Annotated in this window: 14 protein-coding genes and 2 pseudogenes; 11 read left to right on the top strand and 5 right to left on the bottom strand. The window is 67.0% G+C overall.

Annotated features, from left to right (window positions below):
* The first annotated feature begins 8 nt into the window (after positions 1–8).
* The 9 genes and pseudogenes from fadD3 (at position 9) to G6N38_RS13805 (ending at position 7,559) form a co-directional block, all read left to right on the top strand.
* Entirely contained in the window at positions 9–1,607 is a 1,599-nt protein-coding gene (gene fadD3, locus G6N38_RS13835; protein WP_281357908.1) for a 3-((3aS,4S,7aS)-7a-methyl-1,5-dioxo-octahydro-1H-inden-4-yl)propanoate--CoA ligase FadD3, read from the top strand.
* Positions 1,607–2,761: an acyl-CoA dehydrogenase family protein gene (locus G6N38_RS13830; RefSeq protein WP_163748282.1), complete on the top strand. Its 1,155-nt coding sequence runs from the start codon at positions 1,607–1,609 to the stop codon at positions 2,759–2,761. The genes fadD3 and G6N38_RS13830 overlap by 1 nt, the downstream gene beginning before the upstream one ends.
* Positions 2,758–3,726: an acyl-CoA dehydrogenase family protein gene (locus tag G6N38_RS13825; RefSeq protein WP_163748279.1), complete on the top strand. Its 969-nt coding sequence runs from the start codon at positions 2,758–2,760 to the stop codon at positions 3,724–3,726. Before G6N38_RS13830 ends, G6N38_RS13825 begins: the two co-directional genes overlap by 4 nt.
* Complete coding sequence (gene ipdE2, locus G6N38_RS13820) at positions 3,723–4,682, top strand: acyl-CoA dehydrogenase IpdE2 (RefSeq protein WP_163748276.1); 960 nt, start codon at positions 3,723–3,725, stop codon at positions 4,680–4,682. The genes G6N38_RS13825 and ipdE2 overlap by 4 nt, the downstream gene beginning before the upstream one ends.
* A 9-nt stretch (positions 4,683–4,691) precedes the next feature.
* Positions 4,692–4,985, top strand: a pseudogene (locus G6N38_RS31205) (patatin-like phospholipase family protein); the annotation flags it as partial.
* 140 nt (positions 4,986–5,125) lie between these two features.
* Positions 5,126–5,182, top strand: a pseudogene (locus G6N38_RS31200) (hypothetical protein); the annotation flags it as partial.
* Positions 5,183–5,230: 48 nt separating this feature from the next.
* On the top strand, positions 5,231–5,578 hold the full coding sequence (locus G6N38_RS30445) for a hypothetical protein (protein WP_197748128.1): 348 nt from the start codon (positions 5,231–5,233) through the stop codon (positions 5,576–5,578).
* A 5-nt stretch (positions 5,579–5,583) separates the two neighbouring features.
* Positions 5,584–6,747: a pyridoxal phosphate-dependent aminotransferase gene (locus tag G6N38_RS13810; RefSeq protein WP_163748273.1), complete on the top strand. Its 1,164-nt coding sequence runs from the start codon at positions 5,584–5,586 to the stop codon at positions 6,745–6,747.
* 44 nt (positions 6,748–6,791) lie between these two features.
* Positions 6,792–7,559: an alpha/beta fold hydrolase gene (locus G6N38_RS13805; protein WP_163748270.1), complete on the top strand. Its 768-nt coding sequence runs from the start codon at positions 6,792–6,794 to the stop codon at positions 7,557–7,559.
* 3 nt (positions 7,560–7,562) lie between these two features.
* Here G6N38_RS13805 and hsaB read toward each other — a convergent pair whose 3' ends face one another.
* The 4 genes from hsaB to hsaA are packed head-to-tail and all read right to left on the bottom strand — an operon-like array spanning position 7,563 to position 11,116.
* Positions 7,563–8,129 carry a 3-hydroxy-9,10-secoandrosta-1,3,5(10)-triene-9,17-dione monooxygenase reductase subunit gene (gene hsaB, locus G6N38_RS13800; RefSeq protein ID WP_163748267.1) on the bottom strand — a complete coding sequence of 189 codons (567 nt, stop codon included), beginning with the start codon at positions 8,127–8,129 and terminating at the stop codon, positions 7,563–7,565.
* Between the two features lie 3 nt (positions 8,130–8,132).
* A complete protein-coding gene (gene hsaC, locus G6N38_RS13795) occupies positions 8,133–9,032 on the bottom strand; it encodes an iron-dependent extradiol dioxygenase HsaC (protein ID WP_163748265.1) in 900 nt (299 codons plus the stop codon).
* Positions 9,029–9,919 carry a 4,5:9,10-diseco-3-hydroxy-5,9,17-trioxoandrosta-1(10),2-diene-4-oate hydrolase gene (gene hsaD, locus G6N38_RS13790; protein ID WP_163748263.1) on the bottom strand — a complete coding sequence of 297 codons (891 nt, stop codon included), beginning with the start codon at positions 9,917–9,919 and terminating at the stop codon, positions 9,029–9,031. The genes hsaC and hsaD overlap by 4 nt, the downstream gene beginning before the upstream one ends.
* Positions 9,920–9,931: 12 nt before the next feature.
* On the bottom strand, positions 9,932–11,116 hold the full coding sequence (hsaA, locus tag G6N38_RS13785; RefSeq protein WP_163748261.1) for a 3-hydroxy-9,10-secoandrosta-1,3,5(10)-triene-9,17-dione monooxygenase oxygenase subunit: 1,185 nt from the start codon (positions 11,114–11,116) through the stop codon (positions 9,932–9,934).
* Positions 11,117–11,262: 146 nt separating this feature from the next.
* Here hsaA and G6N38_RS13780 point away from each other — a divergent pair, with 146 nt between their 5' ends.
* On the top strand, positions 11,263–12,330 hold the full coding sequence (locus G6N38_RS13780) for a ferredoxin--NADP reductase (RefSeq protein WP_163748259.1): 1,068 nt from the start codon (positions 11,263–11,265) through the stop codon (positions 12,328–12,330).
* Between the two features lie 94 nt (positions 12,331–12,424).
* Here G6N38_RS13780 and G6N38_RS13775 read toward each other — a convergent pair whose 3' ends face one another.
* Entirely contained in the window at positions 12,425–14,530 is a 2,106-nt protein-coding gene (locus G6N38_RS13775) for an acyl-CoA dehydrogenase family protein (RefSeq protein WP_163748258.1), read from the bottom strand.
* A gap of 210 nt (positions 14,531–14,740) precedes the next feature.
* On the opposite strand from G6N38_RS13775, the gene kstR reads away from it, so the two are divergent.
* The gene (kstR, locus tag G6N38_RS13770; RefSeq protein ID WP_163748255.1) at positions 14,741–15,406 is read left to right on the top strand and encodes a cholesterol catabolism transcriptional regulator KstR; all 666 of its coding nucleotides are present in this window, start codon (positions 14,741–14,743) and stop codon (positions 15,404–15,406) included.
* Positions 15,407–15,411 lie beyond the last annotated feature (5 nt).

Genomic DNA, 15,411 nt, shown 5'->3' with positions numbered 1-15,411 from the left:
GAGTCTCGATGACGAGGTACGGAGGGCAGGAGCGCAGCGACCCGGGAATGTCACAGTCGCGCACCACACCCGCGGTGTTGGACCGGATGGCACTCGACTTCGCCGACCACGACGCCCTGGTCACCGCCGAGCGCACCCTCACCTTCGCCGAACTGCGCGACGAGGTTCGCCGCGCCGCGGCGGCGCTCATCGGCCTCGGCGTCAACGCGGGCGACCGCGTCGCGATTTGGTCGCCGAACACCTGGCACTGGGCGATCGCCTGCCTGGCCATCCAATACGCCGGTGGCGTAATGGTGCCGTTGAACACCCGCTACACCGCCGCCGAGGCCGCCGACATCCTGGCCCGCACCGAGGCGCCCCTGCTATTCGGGATGGGCCGCTTCCTCGGCGCCGACCGGGTGGCCGACCTCGACCGCGCCGAGCTGCCCGCGCTGCGGCACATCATCCGCATCCCCATCGACGAAGACGACGGCACCTGGGACGAGTTCCTGGCCGGCCCGCGAGCAGAGCTGTCGGAGGTCGACGCTCGCGGGACGGCGGTGCGTCCCGACGACCCGTCCGATGTCCTGTTCACCTCGGGCACGACCGGGCGCAGCAAAGGCGTGTTGTGCGCGCACCGGCAGTCACTGGCGGCGCCGGCGGCCTGGGCCGAGTGTGGCCAGCTCACCAGCGCTGACCGCTACCTGTGCATCAACCCGTTCTTCCACAACTTCGGCTACAAGGCCGGCATCCTGGCCTGCCTGCAGACCGGGGCCACCCTCATCCCCCAGCTCACCTTCGACCCTGAGCAGGCGATGCGGGTGATCGCCGAACAGCGCATCACCGTGCTGCCCGGCCCGCCGACGATCTTCCAGACGCTGCTGGACCACCCGGCCCGCAAGAACTACGACCTGAGCTCGCTGCGCTTCGCGGTGACCGGTGCGGCGACCGTGCCCGTCGTACTGATCGAACGGATGCAGGCCGAGCTCGACTTCGACATCGTGCTCACCGCCTATGGGCTCACCGAAGCCAACGGCTTCGGCACCATGTGCCGCGCCGACGACGACGCCGTCACCGTCGCCACCACCTGTGGGCGCCCGATCGCCGACTTCGAACTGCGGATCGACTCCCCTTCCGGAGCCGCGGGGTCGGCGACATCGGATGCGGTCGCCGGAGAGGTGCTGTTGCGCGGGCCGAACGTCATGCTGGGCTACCTCGACGACCCAGCCGCCACCGCGGCCGCGATCGACGCTGACGGCTGGCTGCACACCGGCGATGTCGGCACCGTCGACGAGGCGGGGAATCTGCGCATCACCGACCGGCTCAAGGACATGTACATCTGCGGCGGTTTCAACGTCTACCCCGCCGAGATCGAGCAGGTACTGGCCCGCCTCGACGGAGTCGCCGACACCGCGGTGATCGGCGTACCCGACGAACGCCTCGGCGAAGTCGGGCGGGCGTTCGTCGTGCGCCGCGACGGCAGCGAGCTCGACGAACAGGCTGTCATCGACTACACCAAAAAGCACCTGGCCAATTTCAAGACCCCGCGCTCGGTGGTCTTCGTGGCGACCCTGCCACGAAACCCCGGCGGCAAAGTGGTCAAACCCACACTGCGAGAGATGGTTTGATGGATCTCAGCTACGACGACGCCACCGAAAAGTTCCGCAATGAGGTGCGCACCTTCCTTGCGGCTAACAAGGATTCGTTCCCGACGAAGTCCTACGACACCGCCGAGGGCTTCCAGCAGCATCGGGTCTGGGACCGCGTCCTGTTCGATGCCGGCCTGTCGGTGATCACCTGGCCGGAGAAGTACGGCGGCCGCGACGCCAGCCTGCTGCAGTGGGTGGTCTACGAGGAGGAGTACTTCCGCGCCGGGGCGCCGGGACGGGCCAGCGCGAACGGCACCTCGATGCTGGCGCCGACGTTGTTCGCCCACGGCACCGACGAGCAGCTCGACCGAGTCCTGCCGAAAATGGCCAGCGGCGAAGAGATCTGGGCTCAAGCCTGGTCGGAGCCGGAGTCCGGCAGCGACCTTGCCTCCCTGCGGTCGACAGCGACCGCGACCGACGGCGGCTGGTTGCTTAACGGTCAGAAGATCTGGAGCTCACGGGCGGTGTTCGGCGACCGGGCCTTCGGCTTGTTCCGGTCCGACCCGGCCGCTGAGCGTCACAAGGGTTTGACCTACTTCATGTTCGACCTCAAGACCGACGGTGTGACGGTCCGCCCGATCGCCCAGCTCGGCGGTGATACCGGGTTCGGCGAGATCTTCTTCGACAACGTCTTTGTGCCCGATACCGACGTCATCGGCGGCGTGCACGACGGCTGGCGCGCGGCGATGAGTACGTCGAGCAACGAGCGAGGCATGTCGCTGCGCAGCCCGGCCCGCTTCCTGGCGCCCGCCGAGCGGCTGGTGTCGCAGTGGCATGACCGGGGCGCCGACCCGGCGTTCACGGATCGGGTGGCCGACGCCTGGATCAAGGCCCAGGCCTACCGGCTGCACACTTTCGGCACCGTGACCCGCGTAGCCGCCGGCGGTGAACTGGGCGCCGAGTCGTCGGTGACCAAGGTGTTCTGGTCCGATCTCGACGTCGCCCTGCACCAGACTGCATTGGAGCTTCGTGGCGTCGATGCCGAACTCACCGACGGCTGGACCGACGGTCTGCTCTTCGCACTCGGCGGACCGATCTACGCCGGCACCAACGAGATTCAGCGCAATATCATCGCCGAGCGGTTGCTCGGGCTGCCCCGAGAAAGCTCAGCGAGCGCAGGAGCGAAGAAATGAAATTCGCACTCGACGAACAGCAGCGTGACTTCGCCGCCAGTATCGACGCCGCACTGGGCGCTGCCGACGTACCCGGCGCCGTCCGGGCCTGGGCGCAGGGCGATACCACTGCAGCCCGCAAGGTGTGGTCGGCACTGACCGACCTCGGTGTCACCGCCCTGGCCGTGCCCGAGAAGTACGACGGCATCGAGGCCCACCCCGTCGACCTGGTGGTCGCCCTCGAGCGGCTGGGCCGCTGGAATGTGCCCGGCCCGGTCGCCGAATCCATTGCCGTGGCACCGATTCTGCTCGCCAGCCAGGAAGACTGGGCTGATCGGTCCGCTTCGTTGGCCGCCGGCGAACTGATCGCTACGGTGGCGCTGCCGCCGGCCATGCGGCGGGCAGTCAACGCCGACTTCGCCGGCCTGACTCTGCTGGCGCAAGACGGCCAAGTTAGCGATGCCGAGATCGGCGACGGGCACGAATCCGTCGACCCCAGCCGCCGGCTGTTCGACGTCACCGCCACCGGCGACGCCCGCAACGCCGACATCGCACGAGCCTACGAATTCGGTGCACTGGCCACCGCCGCCCAGCTGATCGGGGCAGGCCAGGCGATGCTGGACATGTCGGTCGAATACGCCAAGCAGCGCAGCCAATTCGGCCGCGTCATCGGCAGCTACCAGGCGCTCAAGCACAAGCTCGCCGACGTCCACATCGCGGTGGAGCTGGCCCGTCCGCTCGTCTACGGCGCGGCGCTGTCGCTGGCCGACGGATCCCCCGATACCGCACGGGATGTCAGTGCCGCCAAGGCCGCCGCCTCGGACGCCGCACTGCTGGCGGCGCGGGCCTCGCTGCAGACACACGGCGCCATCGGGTTCACCTCCGAACACGATCTCTCACTGTGGCTTCTGCGGGTACAGGCACTGCACTCAGCGTGGGGCGATCCGACCAGTCATCGACGTCGAGTGCTGGAGGCGCTGGCATGACATCCTCTGAAGAACGGCAGATGCTGCGCGACACCGTCGCGGCGCTGATCGACAAGCACGCCTCCCCGGCCGCCGTGCGCGAAGCGATGGAGTCACCACGCGGCTACGACGAATCGCTGTGGACGAAGCTGTGCGAGCAGGTCGGCGTCGCCGCCCTGGTGGTGCCTGAAGAACTCGGTGGCGCCGGCGGCGAGTTGGCCGACGCTGCAGCAGTTCTCGAGGAGCTGGGCCGCGGCCTGGTCCCGACACCCCTGCTCGGCACAACACTCGCCGAGCTGGCGCTCCTCGCCAGCGACGAGCCCGATACCGATGCACTCGAACAGCTGGCCGCGGGCGAGGCCATCGGCGCGGTGGTGTTCGATGCCGGTTATGTGGTGAACGGCGATATCGCCGACGTGGTGGTCGCTGTTGAGGGAATCGGGGCTGACGGCCGCCTCGTCTTGTGGAGCGATGTCACCGCCGAGTCGGTGCAGGCCATGGACCCGACCCGCAGGCTGGCCCGGCTCACTCCCGGCTCCACCACGACGATCGGCGCCGATCCCGGACTGGCCGATACCGCGGCGATCCTGCTCGCGGCCGAGCAGATCGGTGCCGCCGCGCGGTGTCTGGAACTGACCGTCGAGTACACCAAGGAACGCGTGCAATTCGGCCGGCCGATCGGCAGCTTCCAGGCGCTCAAGCACCGGATGGCCGACCTGTACGTTGCGGTGCAGTCCGCGCGGGCCGTCGTCGGCGATGCGATCGCAGATCCCACGCCGGTGTCGGCTGCCCTGGCACGCCTGGCGGCCACCGAGGCGTTCACCAAGGTGGCCGGCGAGGCGATCCAAATGCACGGCGGCATCGCGATCACCTGGGAACACGACATCCAGCTGTACTTCAAGCGGGCGCACGGCAGCGCCCAGTTGCTGGGTTCGGTGTCCGATCAACTCCGTCAGCTCGAATCGCAGGTGCTCTAGCCTGCTCGTATGCACACCGACACCGTCGAAGGCCTGCCACGGCCGATCGGGTATGTGCTCGGCGGGGGCGGCAGCCTGGGAGCGGTCCAGGTCGGCATGCTGCAGGCGCTCAGCGAACGGGACGTCCAGCCCGACCTGGTGGCAGGAACCTCGGTGGGATCGATCAACGGGGCGGTACTGGCATCGGATCCCCTGGGAGCAGCCAACCGGCTGTCCCACGTATGGGCCCGGTTGACGAGGGCGAAGGTATTCCCGGGGAACCTCATCGCGCAGGCACTGCTGTTGCAGCGAGCCAAGACCCACCTGTTCCCCAACACCGGACTGGCCGAGATGATTGTCGACTTCCTCGGCCCCACAACTGATTTCGCCGATCTGACGGTGCCGTTCGCGGCAGTCACCATGGACGTCGCGACTGCACGACCGCACGTGATACGGCGGGGCCGCTGCTGCCGGCGCTACTGGCCAGCGCCGCCATCCCAGGTATCTATCCGCCCGTCGACCATGACGGCCTGCATCTGTACGACGGCGGCGTGGTGGCCAATGTCCCCATGCGCCAGGCCGTCGAGATGGGCGCACGCTCGTTGATCGTTCTCGACTGCTTCTTTCCCGGCCAGCTGCCCGGCTCAACCGACACCCTCGCTGACATCCTGCTCTACACCGCGCTGGTCACCATGCGCTCGCAGGCGGTGGCCGAGGCCACCCTCGTCGCCGAGACGATGCCGGTGGTGTATCTGCCTGGGCCGGCACCCAAACTGGTCTCGCCGCTCGATTTCACCCACACCACCGATCTGATCGCGGAGGCGTATATCTCCGCGCGACGGTTCCTGGAGGACGTCCGGATCATCGGCCCCGGGCTGTACCATCAGCTGCCGCCCGGGGCAGGTGCTCTAGCCTGACTGGAGTGAACAATCGCGTTGCGCTGCGAGCCGGGATACCGCCGTTCTATGTGATGGACGTGTGGCTGGCCGCCGCTGAGCGCCAGCGCACCCACGGCGACCTGGTCAACCTCTCGGCGGGCCAGCCCAGTGTCGGCGCCCCCGAACCGGTGCGCGCGGCCGCGGCGTCGGCGCTGGAAGCCAATCAGCTCGGGTACACCGTCGCGCTCGGCATCCCCGAGCTGCGGGAGGCGATCGCCGGGTCCTACGCCGGCCGCTACGGTCTGGATGTCAGCGCCGACGACGTGGTGGTGACCACCGGTTCCTCGGGCGGCTTCCTGCTGGCGTTCCTGGCCTGCTTCGACGCCGGTGACCGGGTCGCCATCGCCAGCCCCGGCTATCCCTGCTACCGCAACATCCTGTCCGCGCTGGGTTGTGAGGTCGTGGAGATCCCCTGCGGGCCCGAAACCCGCTTTCAGCCGACGGTGCAGATGCTGGCCGAACTCGATCCACCGGTACAGGGCGTGATCGTGGCGAGCCCGGCCAACCCCACCGGCACGGTGATCCCACCGGAAGAACTCGCCGCGATCGCATCCTGGTGCGATGCGACCGGGGCCCGGCTGATCAGCGACGAGGTGTATCACGGGCTGGTCTACCCGGGCGCGCCGGAAACCTCGTGCGCCTGGCAAACCTCACGCAATACCGTTGTGGCGAATAGTTTTTCGAAGTACTTCGCGATGACAGGTTGGCGGCTGGGCTGGCTGCTGGTGCCAAGGGAACTGCGGCGCGCGGTGGACTGTCTGACCGGAAACTTCACCATCTGCCCACCGGTGCTCCCGCAGTTCGCGGGTGTGGCGGCGTTCACACCCGAAGCGATAGCCGAGGCCGAAGGCCACCTGCAGCACTACGCGGCCAACCGGGAGACGCTGCTGGCCGGTCTGCGCCAGATCGGGGTCACCCGCCTGGCGCCCACCGACGGGGCGTTCTACGTCTACGCCGATGTCTCGGACTTCACCTCGGACTCGTTGACGTTCTGCGAAAAGCTTCTGGCCGATACCGGATTGGCGATCGCGCCCGGTATCGACTTCGACCCCGACCGCGGCGGGTCGTTCGTGCGGCTGTCGTTCGCCGGACCGTCCAGCGATATCGACGACGCGCTGCGACGGCTCGGGCCCTGGCTGTCGCGCTGAGCGTAAATATTGCGCGTGGCCGTCGCAGCTGGTGGGCTCATGCCATGCCTTTCATCGACCATGAGCTTGGCCGCGCCTACTACCGGCACTGGGCCGCACTGGAGCCCCGTGCCGCCGTCATCTTCCTGCACGGGTTCGGTGAACACACCGGCGTCTACCACCGGCTGGGTTTCGCCCTCAATGCCGCCGGGGTCGATCTGTGGGCCGTCGATCAGTTCGGTCACGGCCTCTCCCCCGGCGCGCGCGGAGACTTCGGCAGGATCGAAGACAGCTCCGCGCTCGCCGAGCGTCTCACCGCGTTGGCCGAGGAAGCAACACCGGGGATTCCCCTTATTGCACAGGGACATTCGTACGGGGCGGTGGTGACGTTGTTCCGGCTCCTCGACCAGCCGCAGCGCTATCGCGCCGGGGTCATCTCCGGCGCGCCGGTGGTCCCGGTGCCCGAACTGCTCGACACCGATACTTCACTCGACCTCGACCCGCACTGGCTGTCCGACGATCCGTTCTACCTCGACGCCATGGAGAACGATCCCCTGGCGTTCGTCGAGGCCGACAGCGTGCCGCTGGCGCGTGAGCTCGATCGGGCGTGGGACCGCTTCGGCAACGAGCTGCCGAAGCTGACGGTGCCGACGCTGGCCATCCACGGCGAACTCGACCCCATCGCCCCGGTGAGCGCGCTGCGGGCCTACGCCGAGCAGATCGACGCGCTGCGGTTACTGGAATTCCCCGGCGCGCATCACGACATCCTCAACGAGACCGTGCACCGCGAGGTGGCTGCGGCGATCCTCGAGTTCGTTGGCGAGCAGGCCTGAGAACTACAGCCAGGTGTCAGAAGTCGTGGCGGTGAGGAAGGCGTCGAGGTCGTCACGCCACTGCGCCGGGGTGTTCTTGTCCGGCTCGATGCCGGTGTACTCGCCGCGATAGAACAGCAGCGGCCGTGGCTTCTTCTTCGGCACCTCCGACAGCGAGTGCACCGCACCGAACACCACGAAGTGGTCGCCGCCGTCATGCACCGAATGCACCGTGCAGTCGATGTGAGCCAGTGTGCCGTCGATCACCGGTGAGCCGAGCGCACTTGGGCTCCAATCGATTCCGGCGAACTTGTCTGGCTCCCTCGATCCGAACCGAGCGGATACATCCTGCTGCTTCTCATGCAGGACGTTGACGCAGAACTGTCCGCTGGCCTCGATGGCCGCCCAGGACCGCGACAGCTTTGTGGGACAGAACAGCACCAACGGTGGATCGAGCGACAGCGCAGCGAACGACTGACAGGCGAATCCGACTGGAGCGTCGTTGTGAACCGTCGTGATGATTGTGATGCCGGTGCAGAACTGGCCCAGCACATGGCGGAATGTGCGAGGGTCGATCTCGGCTGCGGACATCGGTTACTTGAACCCGACGGAGAAGTCGTGGCCCCACAGACTGACCGCGGTGCTCTCCCGAGCGATCCAGCCGTCATCTTCGACTTCGAGTCCTTCACAACCGAATTCGACATCGAAGCCGCCGGGGGTCTTCATGTAGAACGACAGCATCTTGTCGTTGGTGTGCCGGCCGAGCGTTGCTGACATTTTCACCTTGCGACGATTAGCGCGGTCCAGGCACAGACCGACGTCATCGGAGTTCTCCACCTCGACCATCAGGTGCACGATGCCGGTCGGGTTGGGCATCGGCATGAAGGCCAGCGCGTGGTGACGCGGATTGCAGCCGTAGAACCGCAGCCAGACCGGATCGCCGTCGGCCGGACGGCCGGCAATCTGCGGGGGCAGGCTCATCGAGTCGCGCAGCCGGAAGCCCAGCACATCCTGATAGAACGCCTGTGCGGCAGCGTCGTCGTCACAGGTGAGGACGACGTGCCCGAGGCCCTGTTCGGCGGTGACGAACTTGTGGCCGTAGGGGCTGACGAACCGGCGGCCCAGGTACTGCGCACCATGGAACGCCTCGAGAACGTTGCCGGCGGGATCGGAGAACCGAATCAGACCCTCGACTCGCCGCTCGGACTTCTCCTCGCGGTTGCCTTCGACAAAGTCGACGCCCGCCTTGGCCAGCGTCTCGCGCAGGCCCTGCAGCGCAGGCGCATCGGCGACCTCCCAGCCGGAGATCAACAGCCGGTCCCGATCGCCGGGCACGATCACCAGGCGGGCGGCGAATTCATCCATGCGTAGATAGAGCGCACCTGGGACAGCCCCGTCACCCTCCACCATGCCGAGCACCTTGAGCCCGAACTCTCGCCAGGCCGCCACATCGGTGGCCTCGATTCGCATGTAGCCGAGCGCCTTTAGCGTCATGCCCCACCTCCGAGGAAATCAACAGTGAGCTTGTTGAACTCGTCGAATTTCTCCAACTGAGCCCAATGTCCACATTGCCCGAAAACATGCAGCTGCACGCGCGGAATCTGTTTTACCGCCACCAGCGCGCCGTCGAGCGGGTTGACCCGATCCTCGCGGCCCCAGATCAGCAGCACCCGCTGGCGCAGCTTGTAGACGTCACGCCACATCATGCCGAGCTCGAAATCGGCTCCCGCGAACGACTTTCCCATCGCCCGAGCTGCTGCCAACGACTCGGGAGTGCTCGCGATCGCGAAGCGCTCCTCGATCAGCTCCTCGGTGATCAGCTTCTGGTCGTAGACCATGATGCGCAGGAACTTCTCCATGTTCTCGCGCGTCGGGTCCGCGGTGAACCGGCCCAGCAGCTTGACACCCTCGGTGGGGTCGGGCGCGAACAAGTTGACCGACAGCCCGCCAGGGCCCATCAGCACCAGTCGGCCCGCGCGCTTGGGGTTGTCCAGAGCGAACCGCACCGCGGTTCCACCGCCAAGTGAGTTGCCGATCAGGTCAGCGCGCTCGATCTTGAGATGATCGAATAGATTCAGCAAAGCCGTTGCGCTGTAACGGTTGTACTGCTCGTGCTCGGCGTGCTTGTCCGAGTGGCCGTAACCGGGCTGGTCGACGGCAAGCACGTGGAAGTACTTGGCGAGTACGCCGATGTTGCGTGAGAAGTTCGACCAGCTGGATGCACCGGGCCCGCCGCCGTGCAGCAGCACCACAGTCCGTGGATTGCCGACGCCCGCCTCGTGGAAGTGCAGCCGCATGTCGTCACGGACCTGCGCATAGCGGGAGGTGGACGCGAAGGTCAGCTCCTGCTGGGCCTCCACTTCCTGGATAAACGACGTCATCAGGTTGGCCCGTTAAACCATCGTGTCGCCGAGCGGCAGCCCGAATGCCTGATTACCGAACATCACGTAGGCGCGCTCGGCGTCGTTGGCGGCATGCACCCGGCCGGCGTGTGCGTCACGCCAGAACCGTTGCAGCGGTGTATCGGTGCCAAGAGCGGTGGCCCCGGCGCTCTCGAAAAGCCGGTCGACGGCCGCGATGGAGCGCTGGGTGGCGCGCACCTGGTCACGGCGGGCCTTTGCGCGCAGCTCCAGCGGAATGCCTTTGCCCGCCAACAGCAATGCGTACTCGGCGGCCAGGTTGCCCGAGAGCTGGCCCCAGGCCGCGTCGATGTCGCTGGAAGCCTCCGCGATGCGGACCTTGGCGAACGGATCGTCCTTGGCCTTCTCGCCGGCGTAGGCGGCACGCACGCGCTTGCCCTGATGCTCGACGTGAGCATCGTAGGCGCCGTAGGCCATTCCCACGATCGGCGTCGAGATGGTGGTGGGATGCATGGTGCCCCAAGGCATCTTGTACACCGGCGCGGTGTTGGTCTGCAGCCCAGGCGAAGCCAGGTCACCCATCGCCTTGAAGGAGGTGAACCGGTGCCGCGGCACGAACACGTCCTTCATCACCAGGGTGTTGGAGCCGGTGCCCTTCAGACCCACCACGTGCCAGTCGTCCTCGATGAGGTAATCGCTGATCGGCACCAGGAAGCTGCCGAAGTCCACCGGCCTGCCGTCCTTGATGACCGGGCCACCGACGAACGTCCAGGTGGCGTGGTCGCATCCCGACGACCAGTGCCAGGCGCCATTGACCAGATAACCACCGTCGGTGACGACACCGGCACCCATCGGGGCGTAGGACGACGAGATCCGCACGGTCGGATCCGCGCTCCAGACGTCTTCCTGGGCCTGCTGGTCGAAGTGCGCCAGGTGCCAGTTGTGCACGCCGAGGATGCCGGCCACCCAGCCGGTCGACCCGCAGGCACTGGCCAGCCGGCGAACGGCCTCGTAGAACACCGTCGGGTCGCTCTGCAGGCCGCCCCATTGCTCGGGCTGGAGCAGCTTGAAGAAGCCCACCTCGTCGAGTTCGGCGATCGTGGCGTCGGGGATACGGCGCAGGTCTTCGGTCGCCTGGGCGCGCTCGCGCAGCTTTGGCAGCAGTTCGTCGATGCCGGTGAGAACCGACTCCGCGTCACGCTGTTGAATGGACGTCACTGCATGCCTCCCGGAAGTGCGTTACTCCGACCAAGACTAGAACACGTTACGATTTGTGTCGAGCAGCGCGAGCCTGCGGCTGGTAGCGATATGCAAACCGATTTCTGTAACCTGTTCTAGTTGGGCTGGAGGGAAGGCTAAGCAACGTGACGCAGGTTCCACCGGACGAGCCACTGGGTAGCCACGTACTCGAATTGGAAGTGACCGACGTTGTCGAGGAGACCGACGACTCGCGGTCGCTGGTGTTCGGCGTGCCCGCCGGCGCGGACATCCCGGCCGACCGTCTGCGCTACGCGCCCGGACAGTTCCTGACGCTGCGCATCCCGAGCGACCGCACCGGCTCGGTGGCCCGCTGCTACTCGCTGTGCAGTTCACCGTTTACCGACGACGCCCTGGCCGTCACCGTCAAACGCACCGTCGACGGCTACGCCTCGAATTGGCTGTGCGATCACGCGCACCGAGGCATGAAGATCCACGTGCTGGCGCCGTCAGGCACCTTCGTCCCCAAAACTCTCGACGCCGACTTCCTGCTCATCGCCGCCGGCAGCGGGATCACCCCGATGCTGGCCATCTGCAAGTCGGCACTCGCGCAGGGCAGCGGCCAGGTGACGCTGGTCTACGCCAACCGCGACGAGCATTCGGTCATCTTCGGCAGCACGCTGCGTGACCTGGCCGCCAAGTACCCCGACCGACTGGCGGTTGTGCACTGGCTGGAATCGGTGCAGGGCCTGCCGAGTGTCCCGGCACTGAGCCAGCTGATGGCGCCCTACACCGACCGCCAGGCATTCATCTGCGGACCCGGCCCCTTCATGAAGGCTGCCGAAGAGGCGTTGGAGTCATTGAAGGTGCCGGCCAAGCAGGTACACATCGAGGTGTTCCGCTCGCTGGACACCGATCCGTTCGCCGCGGTGAAGATCACCGACGACGGTGACGAGCCGCCGGCCACCGCCGTCGTCGAGCTCGACGGGCAGACCCATACCGTGTCGTGGCCACGCAGCGCCAAACTGCTCGACGTGCTTCTCGACAAGGGACTCGACGTGCCGTTCTCCTGCCGGGAGGGGCACTGTGGCGCATGCGCGGTGGTCAAACGCAGCGGCGAGGTCGAGATGGACATCAACGACGTCCTCGAGCCCAGCGACATCGCCGAGGGGTTGATCCTGAGCTGCCAAGCCCGGCCGAATTCCGATTCGGTAGAGGTCACTTACGACGAGTAGTTCGGTTCTCCCAGCGCTTCCTTGCACGAGTGTGCGTCCTCATCCGCCGACGGCGGCGTGTTGTGGACGAAAAACCGCACGCTCGCGGGAAGTATCAGCGCGGCAGGCCGAGCAGGCGCTCGCCCGCCAGGGTGAGCAGGATCTGCTCGGTACCACCGGCAATAGTCAGGCACCGGGTGTTGAGGAAGTCGTGCACGAATCCATCGATGACGAGCCCGCCCGACTCACACAGCTCCTGGCGGAACTCGGCCAGCGCCTGCCGGTGGCGCACGCCAATCAGCTTGCGCGCACTGGCTTCTGCGCTGGTGTCGTGTCCCCCGACGGCCAGCTGGGCGATCCGCTGATCGAGCAGCGAGCCCGCCTGCGCGGATAGGATCAGCTTGCCCATCTGGTCGGCCAGCGCGGTGTCGAGCTCTCGCTCGGCGACCATACGCAGCATCTCCTCGACCGGATTGCCCAGCGCGGTGCCCTGCGCCATCGCGACCCGTTCGTTGGCCAGGGTGGTGCGGGCCAGCCGCCAGCCGTCGTTGACCGTGCCGACCACCATGTCGTCGGGTACGAAGACGTCGTCGAAGAACACCTCGTTGAACAGCTCGTCGCCGGTGATCTCGCGCAGCGGCCGAACCAGCAGGCCCGGCGAGCGCATGTCGATGAGGAAATAGGTGATGCCCTTGTGCTTAGGAGCGTCGGGGTCGGTGCGGGCCAAGCACACACCCCAGTGCGCCTTCTGCGCGGCCGATGTCCACACCTTCTGCCCGGTGAGCTTCCAACCACCTTCGGCGCGAACGGCTTTGGTGCGCAGGGCGGCCAGATCCGAGCCGGCACCGGGCTCGGAAAACAGCTGGCACCAGATGATGTCGCCGCGCAGAGTGGCCGGCACGAAGCGTTCGATCTGCTCGGGTGTGCCACCCTCGAGGATCGTCGGCACCGCCCACCAGCCGATCACCAGATCGGGGCGCTGCACATCAACCTTGGCCAGTTCGGAATCGATGAGCAGCTGCTCGGCAGGCGAGGCCTCCCGCCCGTACGGTTTGGGCCAGTGCGGTGCCAGCAGTCCGGTCTCGGCCAGCGCGGGCTGACGCTTGTCGGCCGGCAGGGCGGCGACTTCGGCAGCGGCGGCCGCGATCTCGGGCTGCAAGTGCGCCACAGAGTCCAGATCGATGTGCAGTTCGCGGCGCACCCCGTCCAACGTCAGCGCGCCAACGCGGCGCAGCCACGCCGGCCGGCCACCGAGGATCTGGCCGATGCTGTAGGCGCGGCGCAGGTAGAGGTGGGCGTCGTGTTCCCAGGTGATGCCGATACCGCCGAGCACCTGGATGCAGTCCTTGGCGTTGACCTGAGCCGACTCGATACCGATAGCAGCGGCGATGGCCGCGGCGATCGACAGCTGCTCGGCGTCCTGCGCGGAGGCGGCCACGGCCGCATCGGCAGCGGCGACCGCGGCCTGCTGGGAGCGCAACAGCATCTCGGCGCACATGTGCTTGATGGCCTGGAAGCTGCCGATCGGCTTACCGAACTGCTCGCGCACCTTGGCGTACTCGACGGCGGTGTCCAGCGCCCAGCGGGCCAGGCCGGCGGTTTCGGCGGCCAGCACGGTGGCGGTCAGGTCTTCGAACCGGCGTCGCGACACCGCAAGCGTGGCAGCCGGGACGGCGTTCAGCCTCACCGTCGCCAACGGGCGGGAGAAGTCGGTGGCCGCCAGCAGCTCGACCGTGACGCCGTCGGCGGCGGCGTCGACAACGACGACGTCATCGCCCAGCGGTAACAGCAGCACGCCGGAGGTATCCGCGCCGAGCACATATTGGGCGGTGCCCGACACCCGGTCGCCGTCCAGCGTCAGGTCCGCAGCCAGCGCCAGCCCGGCCGTTGCCTCGCCGGAAGCCAGTGCTTCGAGCAGCTCGGGATCGGTGACCAGCAGTGTCGCCACCGCCGTCGTCGCAACCGGCCCCGGGATCAGCGCCCGCGCCGCCTCCTCGACCATGGCGCACAGGTCCTGCACGGACCCCCCGGCCCCGCCGGCGTCCTCGGCCACCGCGACACCGAAGAGTCCCAGCTCGGCCAGGCCGCGATAAACCGGACGCCAGGCGTCCGGCGTGCCGTGTTCGACGTCGCGCACCGCGGCAAGGGCGCCAGACGATGCGGCCCAGCTGCGGACCAACTCCCGGGCGGCAAACTGTTCGTCGGTGATGGTCGCAGACAACGTCGGCTCCTAGGTTTCACAAAGAGAGGCCGCTGAAAATCTCGTAGGCCCACTAGAACGTGTTCTAATAGTGCAAGCGATCAACAGTCAAGTCGACCAGCATCGCAGCAGGACACGCGGCTGTCCGGGGGACGCAGAGATACGCGACGCAATCTATCCATGCGTATCGTTTCCTCCAGAAACGGCCCTTGGAAGGAGCTGACCGAGCCCATGTCATCGCCAGCGCAGAAATCGTCGGCCGGTGGGGCGGGTTCGCAGCCACGCGAGGTGCTGCCGGTGTCAGTTCTCGCCGAATCAGAACTCGGCTCAGAAGCCCAGCGCGAGCGCCGCAAGCGCATCCTCGACGCCACCATGGCCATCGCCTCCAAGGGGGGGTACGAGGCCGTGCAGATGCGCGCGGTGGCCGACCGTGCTGACGTGGCAGTCGGCACCCTGTACCGCTATTTCCCGTCGAAGGTGCACCTGCTGGTCTCGGCCCTGGCGCGGGAGTTCGAACGCATCGATTCCAAGACCGACCGGTCGGTGGTTGCCGGCGGATCGCCGTTCCAGCGGCTGAACTTCATGGTCAGCAAGCTGAACCGGGCGATGCAGCGCAACCCGCTGCTGACCGAGGCGATGACCCGGGCCTACGTGTTCGCCGACGCCTCGGCGGCTGGTGAGGTTGATCACGTCGAGAAGATCATCGACAGCATGTTCGCCCGGGCCATGAGCGACGGCGAGCCGACCGAAGACCAGTACCACATCGCCCGCGTCATCTCCGATGTGTGGCTGTCCAACCTGCTGGCCTGGCTTACCCGGAGGGCCTCAGCGACCGACGTCAGCAAACGACTCGATCTTGCGGTGCGCCTGCTGATCGGCGACGAAGGCGAGTCCTAGGACCC

Source organism: Mycolicibacterium helvum (genome assembly GCF_010731895.1).
Classification (GTDB): Bacteria; Actinomycetota; Actinomycetes; order Mycobacteriales; family Mycobacteriaceae; genus Mycobacterium; species Mycobacterium helvum.
This window is presented reverse-complemented; position numbering and strand designations above follow the sequence as displayed.

Excerpts from the sequence above, each read along its gene's own strand:
- fadD3 (WP_281357908.1), top strand. The coding sequence starts at position 9 with ATGACGAGGTACGGAGGGCAGGAGCGCAGCGACCCGGGAATGTCACAG.
- G6N38_RS13830 (WP_163748282.1), top strand. The coding sequence starts at position 1,607 with ATGGATCTCAGCTACGACGACGCCACCGAAAAGTTCCGCAATGAGGTG.
- G6N38_RS13825 (WP_163748279.1), top strand. The coding sequence starts at position 2,758 with ATGAAATTCGCACTCGACGAACAGCAGCGTGACTTCGCCGCCAGTATC.
- ipdE2 (WP_163748276.1), top strand. The coding sequence starts at position 3,723 with ATGACATCCTCTGAAGAACGGCAGATGCTGCGCGACACCGTCGCGGCG.
- G6N38_RS30445 (WP_197748128.1), top strand. The coding sequence starts at position 5,231 with ATGCGCCAGGCCGTCGAGATGGGCGCACGCTCGTTGATCGTTCTCGAC.
- G6N38_RS13805 (WP_163748270.1), top strand. The coding sequence starts at position 6,792 with ATGCCTTTCATCGACCATGAGCTTGGCCGCGCCTACTACCGGCACTGG.
- hsaB (WP_163748267.1), bottom strand. The coding sequence starts at position 8,129 with ATGTCCGCAGCCGAGATCGACCCTCGCACATTCCGCCATGTGCTGGGC.
- hsaC (WP_163748265.1), bottom strand. The coding sequence starts at position 9,032 with ATGACGCTAAAGGCGCTCGGCTACATGCGAATCGAGGCCACCGATGTG.
- hsaD (WP_163748263.1), bottom strand. The coding sequence starts at position 9,919 with ATGACGTCGTTTATCCAGGAAGTGGAGGCCCAGCAGGAGCTGACCTTC.
- kstR (WP_163748255.1), top strand. The coding sequence starts at position 14,741 with ATGTCATCGCCAGCGCAGAAATCGTCGGCCGGTGGGGCGGGTTCGCAG.